The organism is Porphyrobacter sp. YT40 (assembly GCF_006542605.1).
In the GTDB taxonomy this organism is placed as follows: domain Bacteria; phylum Pseudomonadota; class Alphaproteobacteria; order Sphingomonadales; family Sphingomonadaceae; genus Erythrobacter.
Map to the genome: position 1 here is coordinate 140,203 of NZ_CP041223.1, position 18,414 is coordinate 158,616.

15 protein-coding genes are annotated in these 18,414 nt (G+C 62.4%); 11 read left to right on the forward strand and 4 right to left on the reverse strand.

The features are described from left to right. The 7 genes from E2E27_RS18405 (at position 1) to E2E27_RS18435 (ending at position 9,475) form a co-directional block, all read left to right on the forward strand. Positions 1-1,275, forward strand: a complete 1,275-nt coding sequence (locus E2E27_RS18405) for a serpin family protein (RefSeq protein WP_234036301.1) — start codon at positions 1-3, stop codon at positions 1,273-1,275. After that, positions 1,272-3,638 (forward strand): hypothetical protein, encoded by a 2,367-nt coding sequence (locus tag E2E27_RS18410; protein ID WP_141462208.1) that lies wholly within the window; start codon positions 1,272-1,274, stop codon positions 3,636-3,638. The genes E2E27_RS18405 and E2E27_RS18410 overlap by 4 nt, the downstream gene beginning before the upstream one ends. Further along, positions 3,635-4,846: a hypothetical protein gene (locus tag E2E27_RS18415; RefSeq protein WP_141462210.1), complete on the forward strand. Its 1,212-nt coding sequence runs from the start codon at positions 3,635-3,637 to the stop codon at positions 4,844-4,846. The genes E2E27_RS18410 and E2E27_RS18415 overlap by 4 nt, the downstream gene beginning before the upstream one ends. Positions 4,847-4,989: 143 nt before the next feature. After that, positions 4,990-6,789 carry a hypothetical protein gene (locus tag E2E27_RS18420; protein WP_141462212.1) on the forward strand — a complete coding sequence of 600 codons (1,800 nt, stop codon included), beginning with the start codon at positions 4,990-4,992 and terminating at the stop codon, positions 6,787-6,789. Next, positions 6,786-7,622, forward strand: coding sequence for an META domain-containing protein (locus tag E2E27_RS18425; RefSeq protein ID WP_141462214.1), 837 nt, complete (start codon positions 6,786-6,788; stop codon positions 7,620-7,622). The genes E2E27_RS18420 and E2E27_RS18425 overlap by 4 nt, the downstream gene beginning before the upstream one ends. Further along, on the forward strand, positions 7,619-8,452 hold the full coding sequence (locus E2E27_RS18430; protein ID WP_141462216.1) for a hypothetical protein: 834 nt from the start codon (positions 7,619-7,621) through the stop codon (positions 8,450-8,452). The genes E2E27_RS18425 and E2E27_RS18430 overlap by 4 nt, the downstream gene beginning before the upstream one ends. Before the next feature lie 129 nt (positions 8,453-8,581). Beyond that, positions 8,582-9,475: a hypothetical protein gene (locus E2E27_RS18435; RefSeq protein ID WP_141462218.1), complete on the forward strand. Its 894-nt coding sequence runs from the start codon at positions 8,582-8,584 to the stop codon at positions 9,473-9,475. Positions 9,476-9,605: 130 nt separating this feature from the next. On the opposite strand, the gene E2E27_RS18440 is transcribed toward E2E27_RS18435, so the two are convergent. Further along, positions 9,606-10,751: a tyrosine-type recombinase/integrase gene (locus E2E27_RS18440; RefSeq protein WP_141462220.1), complete on the reverse strand. Its 1,146-nt coding sequence runs from the start codon at positions 10,749-10,751 to the stop codon at positions 9,606-9,608. Positions 10,752-10,839: 88 nt separating this feature from the next. On the opposite strand from E2E27_RS18440, the gene E2E27_RS18445 reads away from it, so the two are divergent. Then, positions 10,840-11,865: a hypothetical protein gene (locus E2E27_RS18445; protein WP_234036302.1), complete on the forward strand. Its 1,026-nt coding sequence runs from the start codon at positions 10,840-10,842 to the stop codon at positions 11,863-11,865. A gap of 9 nt (positions 11,866-11,874) precedes the next feature. On the opposite strand, the gene E2E27_RS18450 is transcribed toward E2E27_RS18445, so the two are convergent. Both E2E27_RS18450 and E2E27_RS18455 read right to left on the reverse strand, forming a co-directional pair. Continuing rightward, positions 11,875-12,861, reverse strand: a complete 987-nt coding sequence (locus E2E27_RS18450; RefSeq protein ID WP_141462222.1) for a ParB/RepB/Spo0J family partition protein — start codon at positions 12,859-12,861, stop codon at positions 11,875-11,877. A 180-nt stretch (positions 12,862-13,041) separates the two neighbouring features. Beyond that, positions 13,042-14,250 (reverse strand): AAA family ATPase, encoded by a 1,209-nt coding sequence (locus tag E2E27_RS18455; RefSeq protein WP_141462225.1) that lies wholly within the window; start codon positions 14,248-14,250, stop codon positions 13,042-13,044. 525 nt (positions 14,251-14,775) lie between these two features. On the opposite strand from E2E27_RS18455, the gene E2E27_RS18460 reads away from it, so the two are divergent. Beyond that, positions 14,776-16,080, forward strand: coding sequence for a replication protein RepA (locus E2E27_RS18460; RefSeq protein ID WP_141462227.1), 1,305 nt, complete (start codon positions 14,776-14,778; stop codon positions 16,078-16,080). A 198-nt stretch (positions 16,081-16,278) separates the two neighbouring features. Then, positions 16,279-16,554: a hypothetical protein gene (locus E2E27_RS18465; RefSeq protein WP_141462229.1), complete on the forward strand. Its 276-nt coding sequence runs from the start codon at positions 16,279-16,281 to the stop codon at positions 16,552-16,554. Here the strand turns inward: E2E27_RS18465 and E2E27_RS18470 are convergent. Further along, on the reverse strand, positions 16,534-17,007 hold the full coding sequence (locus E2E27_RS18470) for a lytic transglycosylase domain-containing protein (protein WP_234036303.1): 474 nt from the start codon (positions 17,005-17,007) through the stop codon (positions 16,534-16,536). The genes E2E27_RS18465 and E2E27_RS18470 overlap by 21 nt on opposite strands. Positions 17,008-17,568: 561 nt before the next feature. Here E2E27_RS18470 and E2E27_RS18475 point away from each other — a divergent pair. Then, on the forward strand, positions 17,569-18,408 hold the full coding sequence (locus E2E27_RS18475) for a DUF7146 domain-containing protein (protein WP_141462231.1): 840 nt from the start codon (positions 17,569-17,571) through the stop codon (positions 18,406-18,408). The last annotated feature ends 6 nt before the right edge of the window (positions 18,409-18,414 follow it).

Here is an 18,414-nt window from a genome sequence, read left to right on the forward strand (position 1 = left end):
ATGAAGGGCATTTTCCTCTCACTGGCAACGCTGGCGCTTGTAGCCGGCTGTGCGACGGTGCCAGCGCAGACTGGGACAACGGCATCTTCCGAGGCCATCCCGCATGATATCACGGCAGGGCAGGCACGGCTTGCCGCGCGGGTCTATCCGAAACTCGTCGAGGCTGCAGAGCCAAACGACAATCTGTTCATCTCGCCGCTGTCGCTGAGCGAGGGGCTGGGCCTGGCGCTCCCCGGTGCGCGTGGGCAGACCGAGGCGGAGATGCGCGATCTGCTGGGCTGGGATGCGGCAAGCCGGCCCGAACTGCTGGTAAAGGATTACGACCGTTTTCTGGCCCGCACGGGCGATGACAAGGTGGCCCTGTCGGTCGCCAATGCGCTGTGGCTTTCGAACAGGCTGGACTTCACGCCGGACTATCTGCGCGCGGCGAAGGACGGCTTCGGTGCCACCGCCCGGCAGGTCGATTTCGGCGGCGATCCGGCAGGCTCTGCCGACACGATCAATGGCTGGGTGAGTGAACAGACCCGCGAGCGGATCACGAAGATCGTCGATGCGAGCGGGTTCAACGATCTGACCGCTGCCGTGCTGACCAATGCGGTTTGGTTCAAAGCCGACTGGTCGGTGCCGTTCGAAGAAGGTCAAACGGGCGAGTTTACCCGTGGCGACGGCACAACCATGCCAATCTACATGATGGAGCGGATTGCGCCGATGGCCTATCGCGAAACGCGCGAGGGGCAGGCCGTGCAATTGCCCTATGGCCAGGACGGGCGCTTCACGATGGAGGTGTTCCTGCCGCGCGACATGGCAATCTTGCGCCGGTGGGAGCGGGATCTGAATGCCGAATCGTTTGATCTTTCGATGCAGGGCAGCGACGCGAAGTTCGATCTCGGCGCGATTGAAGAACGCAATATCCTGCTACGCCTGCCGCGGTTCGAGGCGCGCTTCGAAGAAAGCGTAAAGGCCGCGCTGATTGCGGCGGGAATGCCCTGCGCCTTTGACGGAAGCTGTGCCGATTTTGGCGCAATGGCCGACGCTGACCTCAAGATCGACGATGTGGCCCACGCCACTTTCCTGCGGGTCGATGAAAAAGGTACCGAAGCGGCGGCGGTAACAACGGTAAAGATCGTCGTTACCGGCTCCCGCCGCCTGCCGGATGATCTGCCGCGCATGATTGTCGACCGGCCGTTCCTCCTGACCATCCGCGACCGTGCCAGCGGCGCGCTGATCTTCTTTGGCCGCATTGCCGACCCGACACCCGTGGAGAAATCCGAATGATCCGCTATCTCTTTGGCGCGAGCGCGATGGCGCTTGCCATCTTATCACCCGCCTTCGCGCAAGAGCAAAAACCGCTCAGCGAAACCTGCCCGAACCTGACGGCGGAAGAGATCGAGGCTATCGAGAATTACAAGGGCGAATTCTCCGAGAACGCCTGGTATGCACGTGCCTATTGCGTGAGCGTGGAAGAGGCGGAGCGGCGGATGGAAATCCAGAACCGCGGCGCCATCGGCCCGCGCACCGAACCGGGGCCACCACCTCCGCCACCCGCACCGGACGATTCCATCGGTCTGCTGGCACAGACCCTCCACGAAAAGGAAGGTGACACCTTCGCAGGGCTCTGGATCCAGCATCGCCCGACCTATGGCGTGATGGTTGCCTTCACCCGTAATGCGGCATCGACACTGGCGAAATACACCAGCGATCCGCTTTACGTCCCGGTCGACCGGCTCGGACCGAGCCTCACCGAACTGCGCGCGGCGCAGGAGCGACTGATGCGCGATCTTCAGGCGCTCGACGTAAACTGGTTCGGCATGGGCGGGAACGAGGCCACCGGGAAGATCGAGGTCACTTTGGGCCAGAGCGCCGACCCGATCCGGCAGGCGGCGGCACGCGGCGAGATTGAACTGCCCGACTTCGTGGTGTTCGAGGAACCCGATCCGTTTCCGATCGCTGCGCCGCCCGTTCCACCCGGCGATGCGCGGGTTAAGGGTTTCCCGCAGTTCGCCTACCGCACTGACGGGATGGCGCGCACATTGGTCGGCGTTCCCGACGTGCCTGCACGCCTCGAATTGCGCGACGGGTGCTTGTGGCTGGCCCCCGAAGGCGAGGCGCCCAGGATTGCGGTCTGGGAACAGAGCATGGCGCTCGAACTGAGCGATTCCGGCAAGGTAGCAGTGATGAACCGCTTTTCCGGCGCAAAGGTCTATGCTGACAGCGATGTGGTACTGATGGGCCTGCAACCGGGCGAGGTCGCGCCGCCGAATGATGTTGTGGGCGCAGATCGCTGCCCCGGCCCCTATCGCGTCGTGCGCGGCATCGTCCCGCGCGAAGTGTGGGACAAGCAGCGACGCGATGCCGCCATCGCTGGCCGCACGCAGGAACTCGGCAGTCGCGCGGCTGCCGAAGCAGACTATGCCGCCGATATGGCGCGAGTGGCCGAACTGAAGGCGTGGCGAACGCAAGCGCTCGCCGAACATGGCGATGTGATCGCCAGCATCTACGTCAACGAGGATCAGGGCGCCGCGCATATGTTCCACACGGATGCGCTGACCAGAGACGAACTGGTACCGGAGACACTGCGCCCCTTCGTCACCGGGCAGGTTGTGCCGCAAGGCGGGACAGCGCTGGAAGCCGCGCGAGCGGACATTGTCGCACAGATCGCGGCTGCCGGGCTGGACGCGCGGGTAAGCATCGAAGAAATCGGTGGTTTTGTTGACCTCTATCCCGCAGACCTCGCCGCGCTCTCGCAGGCGGCAGTGGCGGGCAAGATCACCTTTCCGCCTCTGGTGCGGATCATGGAGGACAATCAGGGTCCGATCTACCGGCAGGATATCCCGCTGCGCCGCGATCCAGAGGCGATCTGGTATCCGCTGGAAGCGCATCCCGATTTCGCCGCGATCCGCGCGCTGGTGGAAGAGACACCGATCATGCGCTCCGAACCTTCGCCGACCGATCACAACTCCAGCATCTGGGTGGCACGCAAACCGTCCAGGGCCGGGTCGCTCCAGCAGACGCACTGGCTGATCGCCAGCGGCTATAACTTGCGCGAGATACAGGCGCTGCGCGCCGCCGGTTTCGATCCCATCGAAGCGCTGGAAGACATGAACGGCCGCCAGACGATCGAGAAACGCGCGCTCACCGCAACCGATATCGTGGTAGCCGAACCGGCAGGTATCGACATCGCCGACGAGGGGCTGGACGGCTTCTCCTCCAGCGTGCGCTGGCGAGTGATCGAAGTGCTGAAAGGTAGTGCGAAACCGGGCGACGAGCTGCGCCAGCGCCTCGCCTCCGGCATGCGCACCGATGAGGCGGGCGTGACACGTTACGGGCAGAGCAATGACGAGCCGTCGTTACTGCCCGGCCTGCCGACATCGCTGGAACCGGGCTCGCGCTGGGTCTTGCATCTGAGCGACGCGCTCTACGCCCACGCCGCCTATGTTCAGGGCGGTGAAGGCGCGGAGCGCAGCGACGGGGACTGGTACGTCGCAGTCACCTGGATGGCTCCGTCGCGGATCGATGGAGACGGCATGGCGCATCCGGTCACGAATTATCCTGAACCGATCCCGCTCGACGAATTGCGGGAAAGGGTCACGCCTATCCAGCGTGCCTTGGACCTCGAACAATCTGGAGAAGAGCAATGATGCGCTCAGTTCTGGCATCCGTCGCGCTTACCGCGCTGGCGCTACCGCAAACTGCGCTCGCGTGCGTCTACGCGCAGCGCCCTGAAGAGGTCGGCTATGCCAGTGGACAGTATTTCGCGAAGGAGATGTTGGCCGCCGCGACCTATGCCGATCTGGTGCTGGTGGAGGATGACGGAACGCGGGCGATGGATGCACGGCCTACCGGCATCATTACCCTGCGCACGATCGCCCGCTTCAAGGGCAACAGCGCCGACCGTTTCACCGTGTTCGGAAGCCCGCTGACCTTCTCGCCTGACAAGGAGCGGATATTCAACTCCCCCTTGCAGCATTTTACCAGCGAAACCGGGCAGGTCACACCGTTCAGCTATCTTGAGGAACGGCCGACGCTCCTGTTTCCGCGGGCCGCCGGGAATTCTCCTCCACCGCCCATTGGTCTCACCAGTTGCAGCCCGCCTGCGCTCATGGCCGAGACAGGGCGCTTCTACGTCGTCCTGCGCGATGCGGAGGGCCGGGTGCTCAACCGTTTGACGATGAGCAACGGCAAGACAGCTTCGCCCAACCACGCCGCCTTCGGTTATGTGCCGGTGACCTTGTCGGAAGACGATTTCTGGCTCTGGTCAGTCCGCATGGCCGCCGCCGCGCCGCAAGAGGCGCAGGACGTGCTCTACCTTGCACCGAGGAGCGATCCGGCGCGTGTCGAACGTGATCTGCGCGCCGCAGGGGCGACGATCCGCGCGGCCTATTATGCGCGCGGAGATTTCATCGAGGAGGTGCGCCCGTCACCGCATGAACAGACCTCGCCGTGGCTCGCAAAAGCAGCGGATTATTTCGCTCAAAGCCAACGAGGCCGGATCGGCGATCCGCATCACGGCGCAGCGGAATTCCTGCGCGCAAAGCTCTCCCCGATGCAGCGCTATGGTACCGGGCTCGGCTATGAAGTCGCGCAGGCATTCACTCGCTCGGTGCGCGATGTGCAGCAGGCGACGGGCACTCCGCGCCTCATTGCGGTCGAAGTGGCGGGCGATCCCCACGCCCTGGCCAGCCAGTCCTTCGTGTCGCGCGTCGCCCCGCTCGATCGCACTGCCGATCGGCTGCCGCAGGTGGATGGGACCGACGAAGCCGCCGTCTTCGCCACCATGCAGCGGATCGAGCGCGACATCTGGCTGCTCAACGGCGGCGCTGGCAACCGTCAGGGCACCTTGCCGTGAAGATCGACCTTGCTGCCTTCGGTGCAGTTCTGGCCAGCGGATTGCTGCTGACCGGTTGCGCCACTTCCGCCCCTTCGCGCGAACCGGCAGATATGCCTTTGCCTCCTGCGCCACCTCCTCCCGGACCGGAGGCGCTCGCACCGATGACCGATGCCGTAAAGGCGCTCTATGGCGAGTGGCGGCCGGTGTCCGGCCCGGGCGTCTCGCCGAAAGACCGGCTCACCATCTGGAGCCCGATGTTTTCCTTTGGCAGTGGCTGCGAACTGACACAGGGCCAGCTGCGCGATCTGGGCGATGGGCGATACGCGCTGGACGATTACACGCGCCTTGCGGAGCATTGCCAACCACAGGCGCGGCTCGCCCCTTTCGATGCGGGCGAAGTGCGCATCGTGGCGGTCGAAGACGACACCATCCGGATCGAACGAGGCGGCGAGACATGGGTGTTCGCCAAGGTCGACGTGGCTGCGACTATCCCACGCGACGATTTCGTGCGCGGGGAATGGTTGCTCGCGGACAGGCGCGGCAGGCCCTATCGCGGCGATGAGCTGACCCGCATCACCTTTGGGCCGGAATACAAAGTCGATGCGGAAAACTGCGATTTTGCTTCCAACGTCTGGTTAACCGACCGCGACGGGGAAGTTCGCACGGGTGGCTCATACTACCGGAAGAGTGAGCGCTGCCGCGTCCTGACACTGGGCGACGAGTTGGCGAAGCTCGGCGGAGAAGCCAGCTACCGCGCCGATCCGGTCGAAACCCGGATGACGGTGAAGATTGGAAGAGAGCGGGCGACGCTCGTGCCTGCCGCGCGCTATCCCGAGCTGGCAGAGGATGTCGAGGCCATCGCACCGCACCCCTGGGCGGCTGAGCTTGCCGAAAAGGCAGCTGTGATACCTGCCGAACAGCGCGCCGGACTGGCGCTGAGGGCCATCGGGTTAAGCGGCGAGGGCCTTCCCGGAGTGGAGAACCCCGCCGCTCCACGCGCTCTTGCTTTCGTCGGAATGACCGCCTGGCACTACGCACAGGCACAGCAGGCGGGGCTGGTGCCCGAGCCCGGCACAGAGGCGCGCAGTCTTGCCGAGAACTTCGCCATCGCGCCCATCGTCGTGCGCGCGGTGCTCGAAGGCATCCGCCCCGTCGATCGCGGCGATGGCCTCTCGCTCGATTACCTGTACCGCGTGCGCGAAGGCTGGCGAGGCGGTAATCAGACCGGCGACCTGCTGATCGTGCGGATGCCGCCGCTGGAGGGCAAGAGCCGCTCCCCCGTCATCACGCCCGAACCGGGAGACGAGGTGTTGCTGCTGGCGAGCCGTACTGGCTATCTCGCCGGGCGTCTGGTGGAAGGCGATCCTCCTTCCCTCGACACGCGCGTGGTGCAGATGACGCTGCCACTGATGCGGATCGTCGATGGCAGGCTGGCTGAAGCGGTCGAAGGCGCGAATGTGCTGGGCGCGGCAAGCTATGGCGGGACGACAGTCGAAAGCGCGCGCGCTTTGGCAGTGCAGGTCGATCAGCGCATGGTGCAGATCGCGCCACCCCGGCCGACCGACAATTTCGGCAATCCGACAGTGCGTCGCTATTTCATAACCCGCATCGGCGACCGTGTGCTGCCCGATCCCACGCGCCTCTGGATCGAATACGACGGCAGCACGAATTTCGGCAATCCGAATGGTTATGGCGGGGTAGTGGTTTATTTCGATGGCTGCGCACCGATGAGCAGGCAGCCGTATATGGGAAACAATGTTTGGGGCAGCGCGGCAATCGCATGCCCCGGCAATTTGCCGGATGGCTCGCCAATCACCGAACCAGCCGTTGCGAAGGTCGCGCAGTGGATCGATGCTAACTACTTCCCCGATGTCATTTGTGTAAGCACGTGCCCGAGTGACCCGGAGTATACCGTGCCGCTGTCGGAGGGCGACGTTATCCTGAAGGCGATGTTGCGATGAGAAAGCTGGCCTGTCTGCTGCTGATGGGGCTTGCCGCCTGCAACCCGAAGGCTGACGAACAGGCCGGCAATGCCGCTGCCGACGCTGCCATCGAGGAAACTCCTGCGCTGGCGGACATCACTGGCAAATGGCGCATCGTCAGCATCGACGACCAAGCGCTGCCGACTGCGGAGAGCGAACCCTACCTTGCTTTCTCCGCAGATGCAGCCGGCGGATCGGTGGGCTGCAATCGCTTTGGCGGCCCGGCTCTCTATGCTGAGGGGCGTATCGCTACACATAGCTGGGGGGGAGATACGATGGGCTGCATCGAGCCGCAGGCCACTTGGGAAAACGCGATTGCGGAACTCTTCAGGGCCTATCCGCAGGTCCGGCTCACCGGTGACAGATTGCGCCTAAGTTCCGGAGAGCATGAGATCGAACTGACCCGCAAGAACGGCGCGCAGCCACTGGATCGCTCACCCGATCCGATGCGTATCCCGGTTCCCGATCCGGTTCCCCAGGACCTTCCGAACACGGACTGGGTCATCCGCAGCCTGGATGGCCAGACGGCGAGTTCCACGTCCGCAGAGCGCCACCTGCGATTTACCGCTGAGACTTGGCGGGGTCTTGCCTCCTGCGCCACACTTAGCGCCACCTGGCGGCGAGAGGGCAATCGCCTGATCGCCGGTGAAAATATTGTCAGCACGCTGCAATATTGTGGTGACGACCATGCTGTGCTCGACGATGCCTTTGCCGTTCTCATGCGCGCCGATCCGCACTACCTGATTGGCCCTAATGGTGAACTGATCATCGCGGGCGGCGGACATTATCTGACTGCGGACAAGGCGCGATGATGCGGGTTGCCTTGTCACTGCCTATCTCCGCGCTGATCGCGGCATGTTCGCCATCCGGGCCGGAGCAACCGCTCTGCACCTTTGACGATCAGGGGCGTATCGTCATGCAATCCGGCAATGCCGAGGTGGCCTGCGTCGAGCCTGCGCCGATCCCGACGGGTGCAAAACAGGAAAAGAGCGGCCGCCTCACGATCCTCGAAGCGCCACTTCCGCCGCCGTTTTCGGATCTCGACGGGAAATGGCCGCCCGATCCCGTCAACCAAGAACCTGTGCTTACCCGACCCGCCGTTCCGTTAGATCTGTCCTATTATGTCCGCGCATTTCCACAGGCCACAGAACCTGCAGGCGAAGTGCTTGATCTTGGCAGTCAACACACGATCGTGCTGCGCGATGGGTGCTTTTTCCTCGACCGTGAAAGGGGCGATGATCCGCTGGTCATGTTTCCGTACTCAGCCGCGCTTGTCATGGATGAGGAAGGATACCTTGCGTTCGGATCGCGCTACAAACCCAACACAATGGGTAACGTGCGCGTGGGGTTGACCGCAGAAACAGGATGGTTTGGCGAACCTTCCGATCCTGATCCGGCGTTGGCTGAAGCCTGCGGGAACCACAAGGTCGTGAGTGTCACGACCGTCAGCAATCCCTTTGCTGTTCCGGAGAGGTTCAATCCTGCCCTGCGTCGTTACGGCGAACGTAGCGGTGCGACCGAAAAACAGATCGTGGAGCGCGCCAACAAATGCGCAGTCGAGCAGGCGCAGCGCGAAGCGGACCGCCGCCTGCGCAATCCCGCGCTCGATCCGATCGATTGCAATCGATTTTGGGGATTTTGACGGAGAGGTTGTGACAGGATGAGATTGCGACCCACCTTGGTAAATTACACGGTGAGGCACACCCGTCAAAGACGCAGTGCTCTATTGGCATGTATGCTGCTTGCAGTGGCATCCCCCGCATGCGCTCCGGTGGATGCACCTGACATTGGCGAACAGCCCGGCTCGATAGAATCTCCGCTGCCGGTGATCTTGAAGGATCGCGGCACCAGTCGCATGGAGGCGCTTGTTTCCGGGCGGATCACCCGCGCCGGGTCATGCCTTTATCTGGAACATTCGCCTGGACAACGCTCGCTCATCCTGTGGGCGGACAAGGACGTGCAGGTCGCGACCCTCGACGAGAGCGACTGGCTGGTGAATAACTACACCTCTGGTCTGCGTATCCGCGAAGGCGAGATGGTTCGCGGCAGCGGTGGGTTCTATCCTCGCGATGCCGACCTGGTGGCTTTGACCGGCGACGAACTACCTGCCGATTGCGCCGGGCCTGCCTTACAGATCTATGAAATTGCGAAATACGATCCGGCCAAACCCGACGGCATCCCCGATCCGCCAGCGCCTCCACCACCTGGCCCATCCACGGACGATATGCTGCTCTCACAGGAGTTCGACGAGCATTGGGACGGGAGGCGCTGGCCCAAGCGAACCATCGAGGGAATTGCTGATCCACGGGAAGCGATGTTCGCCTATGTGCTGCAGGATTATGAGGGGCGCGAAGGCGACATGCACGCCCATTTCTGTCTGCGCGGGGCAAACGATGATTTGCGCAACAGGCTCACGCGCCGATTTGGGCAACTCTTCGCTGACGCCGATTGTTCATGGAACGACGGTGGCGTAATCCTTGCCCGGAATAGCGAGAAAGCCATGTTCATCGATGCGCGGATCGATTGTTCGGGCAATCGCGGTTTCTGTGCAGGGTTTGGCGGTGCCACATACGGCAATCTCGGCGCGGAGCATGGCGCCTACCGCCTTCGACGCAGGGGCGATGGCTGGGAAATCGAAAAGCTGGGTCTGAGCGTGGTCTCATGACTGCAGTGGGTCGTGAGTGTGTGAATAAATAAACGGCTTCCCGGCTTTGCTGTCAGTTGCTCTGCGTCCGCTTCCAGGAGATCGACAGCAAAGCTTCAACGACCGGGATGAGGGCGCGAAGCAGACAGCGTCACGTCGAAAACCGACGTGCCAAACGCGCGCTTGCCCCGCTTTGAACCGCGAGTTGGCTGCCGTACCGCATCACTGTCGCAGCATCTCGCCAACGGTAGGCCTGCATGATTGCCGGCAAGCCTTCGCCCGCCGCGAGATTGTCCTGCGCCACCCCAACCCGGACCGAGTGTGACGAAACCGCCCTCACCCACTGCTCGAGCCGCTCGTCACTCATTTGCCCAAGCAACCCTTTGGCGTGGGCAGCACGGATCAGTCGGCGGTAAATCAGCGTCACGCTGTTGGGATGGAGCGGTCTAGTGCCGACCGTTCGGACGGTGCCATCGAAATGCAACTCGACCCGGCGCAGCAGCGGCCCTGACCGGATGTCCACGGCTTTCTTCCAGGCTCGGATAGCGTTCATGCTCGCTGGCGAGAGATAGGCATAGGCCCCCTCCCCCTCGGCATCGGTCTTGCTCGACGGAATGTATAGCGCTCCGCCCTCTGCTCCATCACCGCTGATGTGCTCGATCTCGATCGCTACCAGTTCGGATCGCCGGCAACCGGTGTCGTAGGCGACGCGCAAGAGAACCTGATCGCGCAGGCCCAGCCAATCGCGTCGGCATGCCTTGAGCAGATTCGCCAGGCACACCCCGCTTGCAGGTCCGTCGAGATCGGCGACCTCGCCCTTGAAGCGGATCGCTCTCGCTTGTCGCTGACGCACTCCGCGTGCGCGGCGCATCGCTTTCATTTCGAGGCGCACCAGAGGGGCTGTGGTCGGATCGGCCATGCCCGCCATCCGGTAGGCCATGCCGATGTGGACGAGATAGCGTGCTATTGTCGCCGCCGCGCGGCGCTTCCATTTCTTCCCGCCGTCCCCTTCTTCGCATTCGGCGGTTCTGGAGAGGACCTGCACCCATTGCGCGACAAAGTCGGGTGTGGCCTCGGCCGCGGGGACGCGCTGCTCGCGACACCAGCGGGCCCATAGTGCGAGATCGGACATAAATGCCCGGCGGGTGTTGGCAGACCAAGCCCTCGAAGCCGCATCAATGACGGCCGGATCGACCGCTCCGTGTGTATCGGCGAGTTCTACGACCGTCGTGACCACCGGATTATCCGGCAAGCGAGCAAGCGCAGCGCTCGGGTGCTGGACGGTTTGCAGGGCCATGGCGCCGCTCCTGAACGGAAATCGCCCTTGTGTCTAGTGGTGATAAGCAGCCATTATCAACACTGAGCGTCGAGGCGGGTAGACTGAAATGCGTGATTCAGTCTATTATTGGGTTATGACTCGGCCGGTCCGCCCGTTCACCGCCCTCCCCTGGACATCGGATCTGGTTGCCGTGCTGGGCGATACAATGGGGGCCATCGGAGCGCTTGATGCGCGGATTTCCGCGAGTTCGGTAGCTTCGGCATGGCGGATCCGGGCGAGTTGGGCGGGCTATGCAACAGCGCTCCGGCTGCAGCGCTTCGAAATCGATGAAATCGATGTTTTTTCTGCCCTCGTGGGCCTTCCCATTCCCCATCGCCCACCGGTTGCTACAATGGGTGAGCCGTTCGCCACCTACTCCGGGTGGCTGCGATCCCTCGGCGATCGCTCCGAACATCACTGGCGCGAGGCCCTGCCCTTCAGTTTCGAAGAGCCCGAGGGCTGGAGTTCGGCTCCCACGCTCCTCCGCGCGCTCGGCGTGCTCGATCTCTGGTCGAGAAGGGATGCGACGATCAATGTCTGGCTCGCGTTTCCGGCACTCTGTGCGCGCATGGGTCTGACTAGCTCCCCCTTGCCCTCGCTCGCGCTCGGCGACCCGGCACTGCGTACGTTGCATGGCCCGCGGGTCGCGCAATTGCGGCGCCTCCTGAAGACGATACGGGAGAATTGCGAAGATGGGCTTGCACGCCTCGACCGGCTCGAAAAATGGCGCCGGGACTTTGCCGCCGTCATTGCCGGAGAATTGCGGCCGGGGCAGCTTGAGGACCTCGGGAAGCTTGCCCTGACCACGCCGGCCGTCTCGGCCCGCGGCGTCAGTAATCGCCTGGGCATGACGGTATCGGGTGCGGGCAAGCTGCTGGCCCGCGCCGCCGAGCGCGGACTCTTCGTGGAAGTCTCGGGACGCACGAGCTGGCGGGTCTACATCACAAGCGAGGCCGGGATCGCACTCGGGATTCTTGCGGCACCACGGGGTCGGCCACCCTCCCCTCCCCCGCCCTCGCCCGGTCTGGACGCCGTCCTCTGCGCTTTTGACCGCGAGATGGAAGCGATCGACCGGCTCCTCGAGAAGGGTTAAACGTGACCCCTACGCGAGGAGCTTTTCGATCGCGCTCATGAGCTCGCTCTTGGACGCGCCCGAGCCGGGATGCACCTTGATCGTCACTCCCTCGCCTCGTGCAGGACGCGTGACCGTCAGCATCGGCTTCCCCGTCTTGGCTTTGAGCAATGTCGTATTCGCCTTCGCGGACCGACTGGCCGGGGCCGTGGTGGCGCGCAGCAAACGCTTGGCCGTTTCCGGACCCGACAGCGCATCTTCACCGGCCGCCCGTGCCGATATGATCACTTGCGCTTCCTCTTCCATGCTCTGGCGCGCGCGTGCGTCCTTCACCAAGGGCTTCAGATCGCGCGCTATTCGCACCGTAATATCGTGCCGATCGGCGAACGCCTCAACCAGCGGCGCGGGCAACCGGGCAACGTTGAGCATGCGATTTAGCCAAGAGGAAGAAATGTTGAGATGCTCGGCCATTTGCGCGAGCGAGCCTTCGTAGAACTCCGCCAGCGCGGTTTCGTACTCATGGGCGCGCTCCCAGTCGGTGATGTCCTTGCGGGACCGGTTCTCAACATCAGAAACCCGGAAGGCTTCCTCGTCCGTGAGCTGCTGAACAGTGACGAGATATTCGAACTCAGGGTGATTGTGTTCGCGCAGCCAGCGCACCGTCCACCAGCGGCGCACGCCCGCTATGATCTCGTAGTCGAAATCAGGATCATCGCGCAGGCGCCGCACGATGGCGGGGATTCGCTGCTTCTTGGCCGAGAGGAATGCGTCGATGAGGTCGCGGCAGCTTTCCTCCGTGAGATGGTCAAGGTCGCGGTTGTGCAGGCGCCAGGGCCTGCAACGGGCCGGGTCGACGAACTCTGTCCGGTCGGTCACGACCTTGCCCGAGGCCAAGCGGTTGAGCGCCTCGCTGCGGCTCGCCATGACGCTCCGCGCCGGCGCGGCCTCATCATCTGTCAGGTCTTCATCAAGTGAATCCGTAAGCAGCGAACTGAAGCCTTTGTTGCCGTTAGCCATGGTTCAAACCCTTCCTTATTTCCTGCGTTCCGGAGCGAAATTGCCACGTGGCAATTTCACCGGCAGGGGTCGCTTGGCCCGCGCGATCTGCGCGCCCCCACGTGGCCTCCGACGCCGGCGTGAAAATGCATATCTCTCTGATTCTACGCGAGGAAAACCGACAATTGCCACGTGGCAATTTCATGATCCGCCCTCCCCTTGCCTCCTACTCCAAGACGCGACGACGTCAGTTTCGATCTCTTCGCACACGGCGTTCAGATACTTAAGGCAGCGCACGTGAACATCGCGCGATGTTACGGGCCGGTCGAGTTCAAACACCGTCTTGAGCCTCGAACTGGCGTTATCGATCTCTGCGCTGGTCGGCATGATTGAGGTGAGAAGCGAGCCGCCGAACACGTCGCGCATCATCGCCAGCAGCTCGCGGTGCATCGACTTGTTCTCGTCCACCCGGCTCGCCACCACGCGGATGAAATTGTACGCCGGGCGCGCCCTCCCCCCAAGCTGTTCGAGCTGCTCCATGGTGGTCCGGGCCATGTCGACGAACGATACGGTCGAGGAGAAGTCGATGACGCTGGGCGGCATCGGAATGACCATGGCATTGGCCGCCTGCAACACCGCCATGGACACCATGCCAAGCGCTGGCGGCGGGTCCATGATGACGACATCGTAGTCGTGGACCACCTCGTCAATCGCTTGCGAAATGAGGTCGATCACGTCGAAGCTGCGTGTCTGAGCCAAGTGAGCGGCAATCTCGTACTCGAGGTTGTAGAGCTTCAGGTTCGACGGGATGAGATCCAGGCCGTGGAAATGCGTCTTGCGGATAATTGAGCGGACACCGAGCAATTCAGGGTCGTGGAAGTGCCCGTAGAGCGTATCGTTCTCGGTGAGATCGATGTCGGGGCGGTAGCCGAACATCATCGTAGAACTCGCCTGGCTGTCGCAATCGACGAGCAGGGTGCGATACCCCTTGATCGCGAAGTGCTGCGCGAGATGGACCGCAATCGTCGATTTGCCGACGCCGCCCTTGAAGTTCGACACCGAGATGATCGCCGGCGTGTCGGCCGTATCGCGCCAGCGACGAGTCCCAAAAACCTTGCGCATATGGTCGAGTTCGGTGAGGTTATAGGGCAGGCGATGACCCGATGGGGTGCGACCGCGCTCAGGCAGCCTGCCGTCGCGTTCGGCCTCGCGGATGGCCGAGGCAGTCCGATCGACAAGCTCGGCGGCCTTGGAAATGGGGAAGGTGGGTCCAGCCTTCTCTCCAGTCTCAGGATCCATGGCGTGGGTCTGCAACCGCTTAAGGATCGCCAGCGATTTGCGGTGAAGGGAACGGAGATCATCGGTTGCTGTGCTGGCTTCGAGCCCATCGGTCGAAATCTGGATCGCCATGTGAGGTCCTCGTTGGAAGTTTGGCGACCGGAATAGCGATAGTTGAAGCTTTCATCAATGATTTGGCCCCAAAACTTCCAAGAGGACCGATGATCTCGGAGCCCTTTTCGCTCCCTCGCGATCGGAAGCGCGCCCAGAACCGATGATCTTCGTGCCGTTGAGGTCATTCTAGGCCAGCAACTTGGCCGGATAGGGGGTGCTGTGGACAACAACCGATGATCAGCGAGCGCGACCGATGGCCTTGGTGCGCTTTTGCTATGATCTCGGTGCGGCCAAACCGATGATGTCGGAGCACATACCTACTATAACAGAATCTCCTTCTACGAATCCGATTCGCGAATCGGTTTTATTTGGATTTTTTGGTTTTGGAGCCGCTGGTGTGCGGAAGGGACCGGAGATCATCGGTGATTTTGCAGGTTTTCGACTGGAAAACCCTCCAAAATCGCCAAAAGGGTTGATTTGGGCCACGAACCCTGTTGTCCATTCCGGGACAAGACATCACCCGGCAAGACGGGGAAGGGGACGATGAGACAAGATGATCGCGCACCGCTAGGCCACCAATACGCGCTTGCCATGCTTTCCGGCGGCGAGGAAGAAGTGCGCGGACTGGCCGAGCAGGCGGGCAGCCAGTTGACGTTGGATGCTTTCCTACGCGTGCAGGACGAGGAACCTGTCCCGGCTTTCCTTCATTCGGCGCTTTGCGCAATGTCACTGCCGACCAAGCGCCCCAAGGACGAGTTTGAACCGATCATTCGCGAGGATGGCCGGTACGCTCTCGCGATCAATCCCCGGCCGGTACTGCAGGAGATCGATGGGAAGCGGGTGATGAAGAGCCTCGGCGTGCCGTTCGGCTCCTATCCCCGCGTCGCGCTGATCTACATTCTCTCGCAGGCGGTGCAGCAGCGATCGCGCGATGTGTTTCTAGGGCGTAATTTCACCGACTGGATGCGCCGTCTCGGTTACCAGACGATTTCCTATGGGCCCCGCGGCACCGCCAATCTGATGAAACAGCAGGTGGACCGGTTGCTCGCCTGTGAATGGCAGATTCGCTGGGACGGGGCCGACGCGGACCAGAACGCGTTTGCGGTCCGCGACGTGAAGATTTCGAATGAATACGCCGGATCGCTCGACAAGGACGGCGCCTTCGCTCGCGAGATCCGTATGTCGGAGGTGTTCTACCAGCATCTGGTCGAACATGCGGTCCCGCTCAACGAGGTCGCGATCCGCGAGCTCAAGGGGACGCCGACGGCGCTCGATCTGTATACATATCTTGCCTACCGTCTGCCGCGGGTGAGCGCCGAAAGGGGGCAGGCCATCTCCTGGGACCAGCTCGCGAAGCACCTGGGTAATGCCGCCGACAGCAAACGCTTCCGACAGACCGTCCGCGAGACCATGCAACTCGTCTCGTCGGTCTATCCCAACGCCAACGTCGATGTCTCGGGCCGAAAGGTCTTGCTCTACCCGTCGCCGGCGCCGCTCGAGAAGAAGCTCGTGGGCGCGCACCTGCGGCTCGTGGGCGTCGAACCGCGCAGGAAGAAACCAGTTGCCGGGCACTCGGACGCAGCTTCGGGGGAGGGCAGGGCGGTGCAGAAGCCTGCGGCGGACCTGCTGGCCTTTCCCGCGGGAAGCCTGCAGTACGGCTCCCGCGAGGCGGCCTTTCTCGCCATCGGCCGGGACAAGGGCGCCCCGTGGGATGTCGACATGATGGCTGGCGAATTCCGCCGCGGATGTCCCGACATCGATCGCAGGCGGACCGAGAAGGAATGGCTGCGTATGTGGGAAAGCTTCGTCACCGCCTTCGCCAAACGCCGACGCCAGTCGCAAGCCTGAAGGTCGGCTTTGGGACCTTGAGCCTGGCCGGGATCCGCCGAGCGGACTCTCGGGGTGGACTCAGCGTGCATCATAGGGAGTACGGCGAGTTGCCGGTTGAGCAAGTGGAATGGTAGCGACCATTTACGTGCACCGGGGGAAACCAAACCCAAGTGGAAGTTTTTCCTTGCGGCAGCCTTTCCCGGAGTTTGACAGCGCATGAAACACGAAGTGCTCATAGCTTGGACGTCGCTGTATATCGGCGTCGGTTGCATGGCGCTAATCTGCGCCGCGCTGGCAATCGCGGTCACGGCCGACGAATTGCTAAGTGGCCGTTGGCGCGTCGCAACATCGAGCTGGAGTGAGAAAGCACTGCTCCTCCCCAAGTCATTGATCCGTTGGCAAATCAATTACCTTAAGGGCGCTCCCGTGATCCTGGTGATCGCTCTTTACTACGCATGGAGCGTAGGTTTTTCAGTTTTCTGGGATTTGTGACGCCGGGGAGAACAGGGCCAACTGAACTCTCCGGAACGGATTGGCAGCCAACATCGAAACCGGGGTCGATCGGAAGATTGCTCGACCATCGAGCGTCGCCATGATCGTTCGAACGTATGTGCGGGTTTCGCTGAACGGCGGGAGACCGCCAAATTTCTGCACGTTGCCAGGTCCAGCATTATACGCGGCGAGCGCGAGCTCCCACGAACCGAAACGGTCAAGCTGCTCCCTTAGGTAGCGCGCTCCTCCTCGCAGATTTCCCTGTACGTTCCATGGATCGCGCACGCCAACGTAATGCGCGGTTCCCGGCATCAGTTGGGTCAGACCCATCGCGCCCGCAGAACTGCGTGCATAGGGGCGGTACCGACTCTCCTGCGCGACAAGGGCGTCGAAAAGTCGGAACGGGATGCCTGCTTCGCAGGCAGCCAGCATGATATCGTCGAAATAGATCAACCGTCTGGCTTGGGCTTCCCCGCTAATTCCCGGAACGCGGGAAGTATCCGTCTGTCATACAGTCCGGATCGCCCGGAGCGTTCTCGTCTTGTCCAGTGCGCGACATGAACGGCGACCGACCGTTCCTCATCCATGAGGGCACATAATGGCTGCCGGAGTAGCCAGTTCCTTCTGCCGATGAGGACCTGAGAACCTCGAAGTCGGCCTCCAAGTCTATTTTAGACTCTTTTACCGCGACAGGCTCGGGAGAGGCCGAAACCGGCGCCGAACCAGGGATCAAAATCGCGAAGCTTTGGGCGGCTTCCGTTTGGAAGACATCAAGCCGTGTCTGCTGGGCAGACGCCTGTGAGGCTGTCAGGACCAATGCAGCGAGGACTATTCTTTTCATAACCATACCTTTCGGCATGGGTCGATTATCGCAGTGAAATTCCTATGCGCGATCGGATGGTGAAGCAAGGCCTTCATTCAGGTGCCGAAGCTACGCACAAAAAAGCATCCTGCCTCGGAATGCGAGCAGGACTGGGGGGAGGCGAGGGGGAGGGGGGTTAGGAAGGATGAGCGATGCTGACCGCTTTGAAGCCCGAACAAGGAACTCTGGACATCGTTGCCGGCCTCAAGGGTCGCTGGCACGGATCCTACGCCATGTGCATATGCCCAGCTCATGCCGACGGACGCGCATCGCTCTCTATCAGGCAGGGGCAGCAAGGCATTCTCGTCCATTGTTTCGCCGGCTGCCGGAACGAAGACGTTCTTCGCACCATCGCTCGCACACGACCCATTCCAAATTCACCAGCACCGGCGTTGCAGAACCATCCTGGGGCGGCGAACGCCGCTCGCCTGTGGGACAAGGCCAGCGCGATCGAGAGGACCTTGGCTGAAGAGTACCTGCGATACCGCGAGATTGACGGGAATGCGGCCGGTCTGCGCTATCTCCACGCATGTCCATTCGGCCGAAAGCCCGACACGGTGTTTCGACCAGCCATTCTTGTGCCAGTCCGAACCGGGATAAAGCTCGTCGCGATCCAGCGCATCGCGCTCGGGCCAAAGGGCAGGAGCCATAAAGGCAAGTACATGCTTGGTCGGCCGGGGGAGGGGGCATGGTCGCCAGACTTCAAGGGCTCCGTCCTGGCTCTCGCCGAAAGCATGGAAGATGCCGCCGCCTACGCCAAGCTCAAGGGTATCCCGTGTTGGAGTTCGCTTGGTGCGGAACGCTTGCCATTGGTCCGGATCCCCGACCGGGTTTCGACGCTCATCATCGCCGAGGACAACAACAGGGCGGGGCGGCTTGGCGCGCTGGCGGCGATTGAGGCGCTCACGACCGACACTCGAACGGTGACGAGAGACCCGCCACCGCGGGGCTTCACCGACTGGGCCGAATTCAACGAGCATCGGGGAGGCTGAACCACC

Coding starts and splice junctions, on each gene's coding strand:
- E2E27_RS18405 (WP_234036301.1), top strand. CDS start 1: ATGAAGGGCATTTTCCTCTCACTGGCAACGCTGGCGCTTGTAGCCGGC.
- E2E27_RS18410 (WP_141462208.1), top strand. CDS start 1,272: ATGATCCGCTATCTCTTTGGCGCGAGCGCGATGGCGCTTGCCATCTTA.
- E2E27_RS18415 (WP_141462210.1), top strand. CDS start 3,635: ATGATGCGCTCAGTTCTGGCATCCGTCGCGCTTACCGCGCTGGCGCTA.
- E2E27_RS18420 (WP_141462212.1), top strand. CDS start 4,990: ATGACCGATGCCGTAAAGGCGCTCTATGGCGAGTGGCGGCCGGTGTCC.
- E2E27_RS18425 (WP_141462214.1), top strand. CDS start 6,786: ATGAGAAAGCTGGCCTGTCTGCTGCTGATGGGGCTTGCCGCCTGCAAC.
- E2E27_RS18430 (WP_141462216.1), top strand. CDS start 7,619: ATGATGCGGGTTGCCTTGTCACTGCCTATCTCCGCGCTGATCGCGGCA.
- E2E27_RS18440 (WP_141462220.1), bottom strand. CDS start 10,751: ATGGCCCTGCAAACCGTCCAGCACCCGAGCGCTGCGCTTGCTCGCTTG.
- E2E27_RS18445 (WP_234036302.1), top strand. CDS start 10,840: ATGCGTGATTCAGTCTATTATTGGGTTATGACTCGGCCGGTCCGCCCG.
- E2E27_RS18450 (WP_141462222.1), bottom strand. CDS start 12,861: ATGGCTAACGGCAACAAAGGCTTCAGTTCGCTGCTTACGGATTCACTT.
- E2E27_RS18455 (WP_141462225.1), bottom strand. CDS start 14,250: ATGGCGATCCAGATTTCGACCGATGGGCTCGAAGCCAGCACAGCAACC.
- E2E27_RS18460 (WP_141462227.1), top strand. CDS start 14,776: ATGAGACAAGATGATCGCGCACCGCTAGGCCACCAATACGCGCTTGCC.
- E2E27_RS18465 (WP_141462229.1), top strand. CDS start 16,279: ATGAAACACGAAGTGCTCATAGCTTGGACGTCGCTGTATATCGGCGTC.
- E2E27_RS18475 (WP_141462231.1), top strand. CDS start 17,569: ATGCTGACCGCTTTGAAGCCCGAACAAGGAACTCTGGACATCGTTGCC.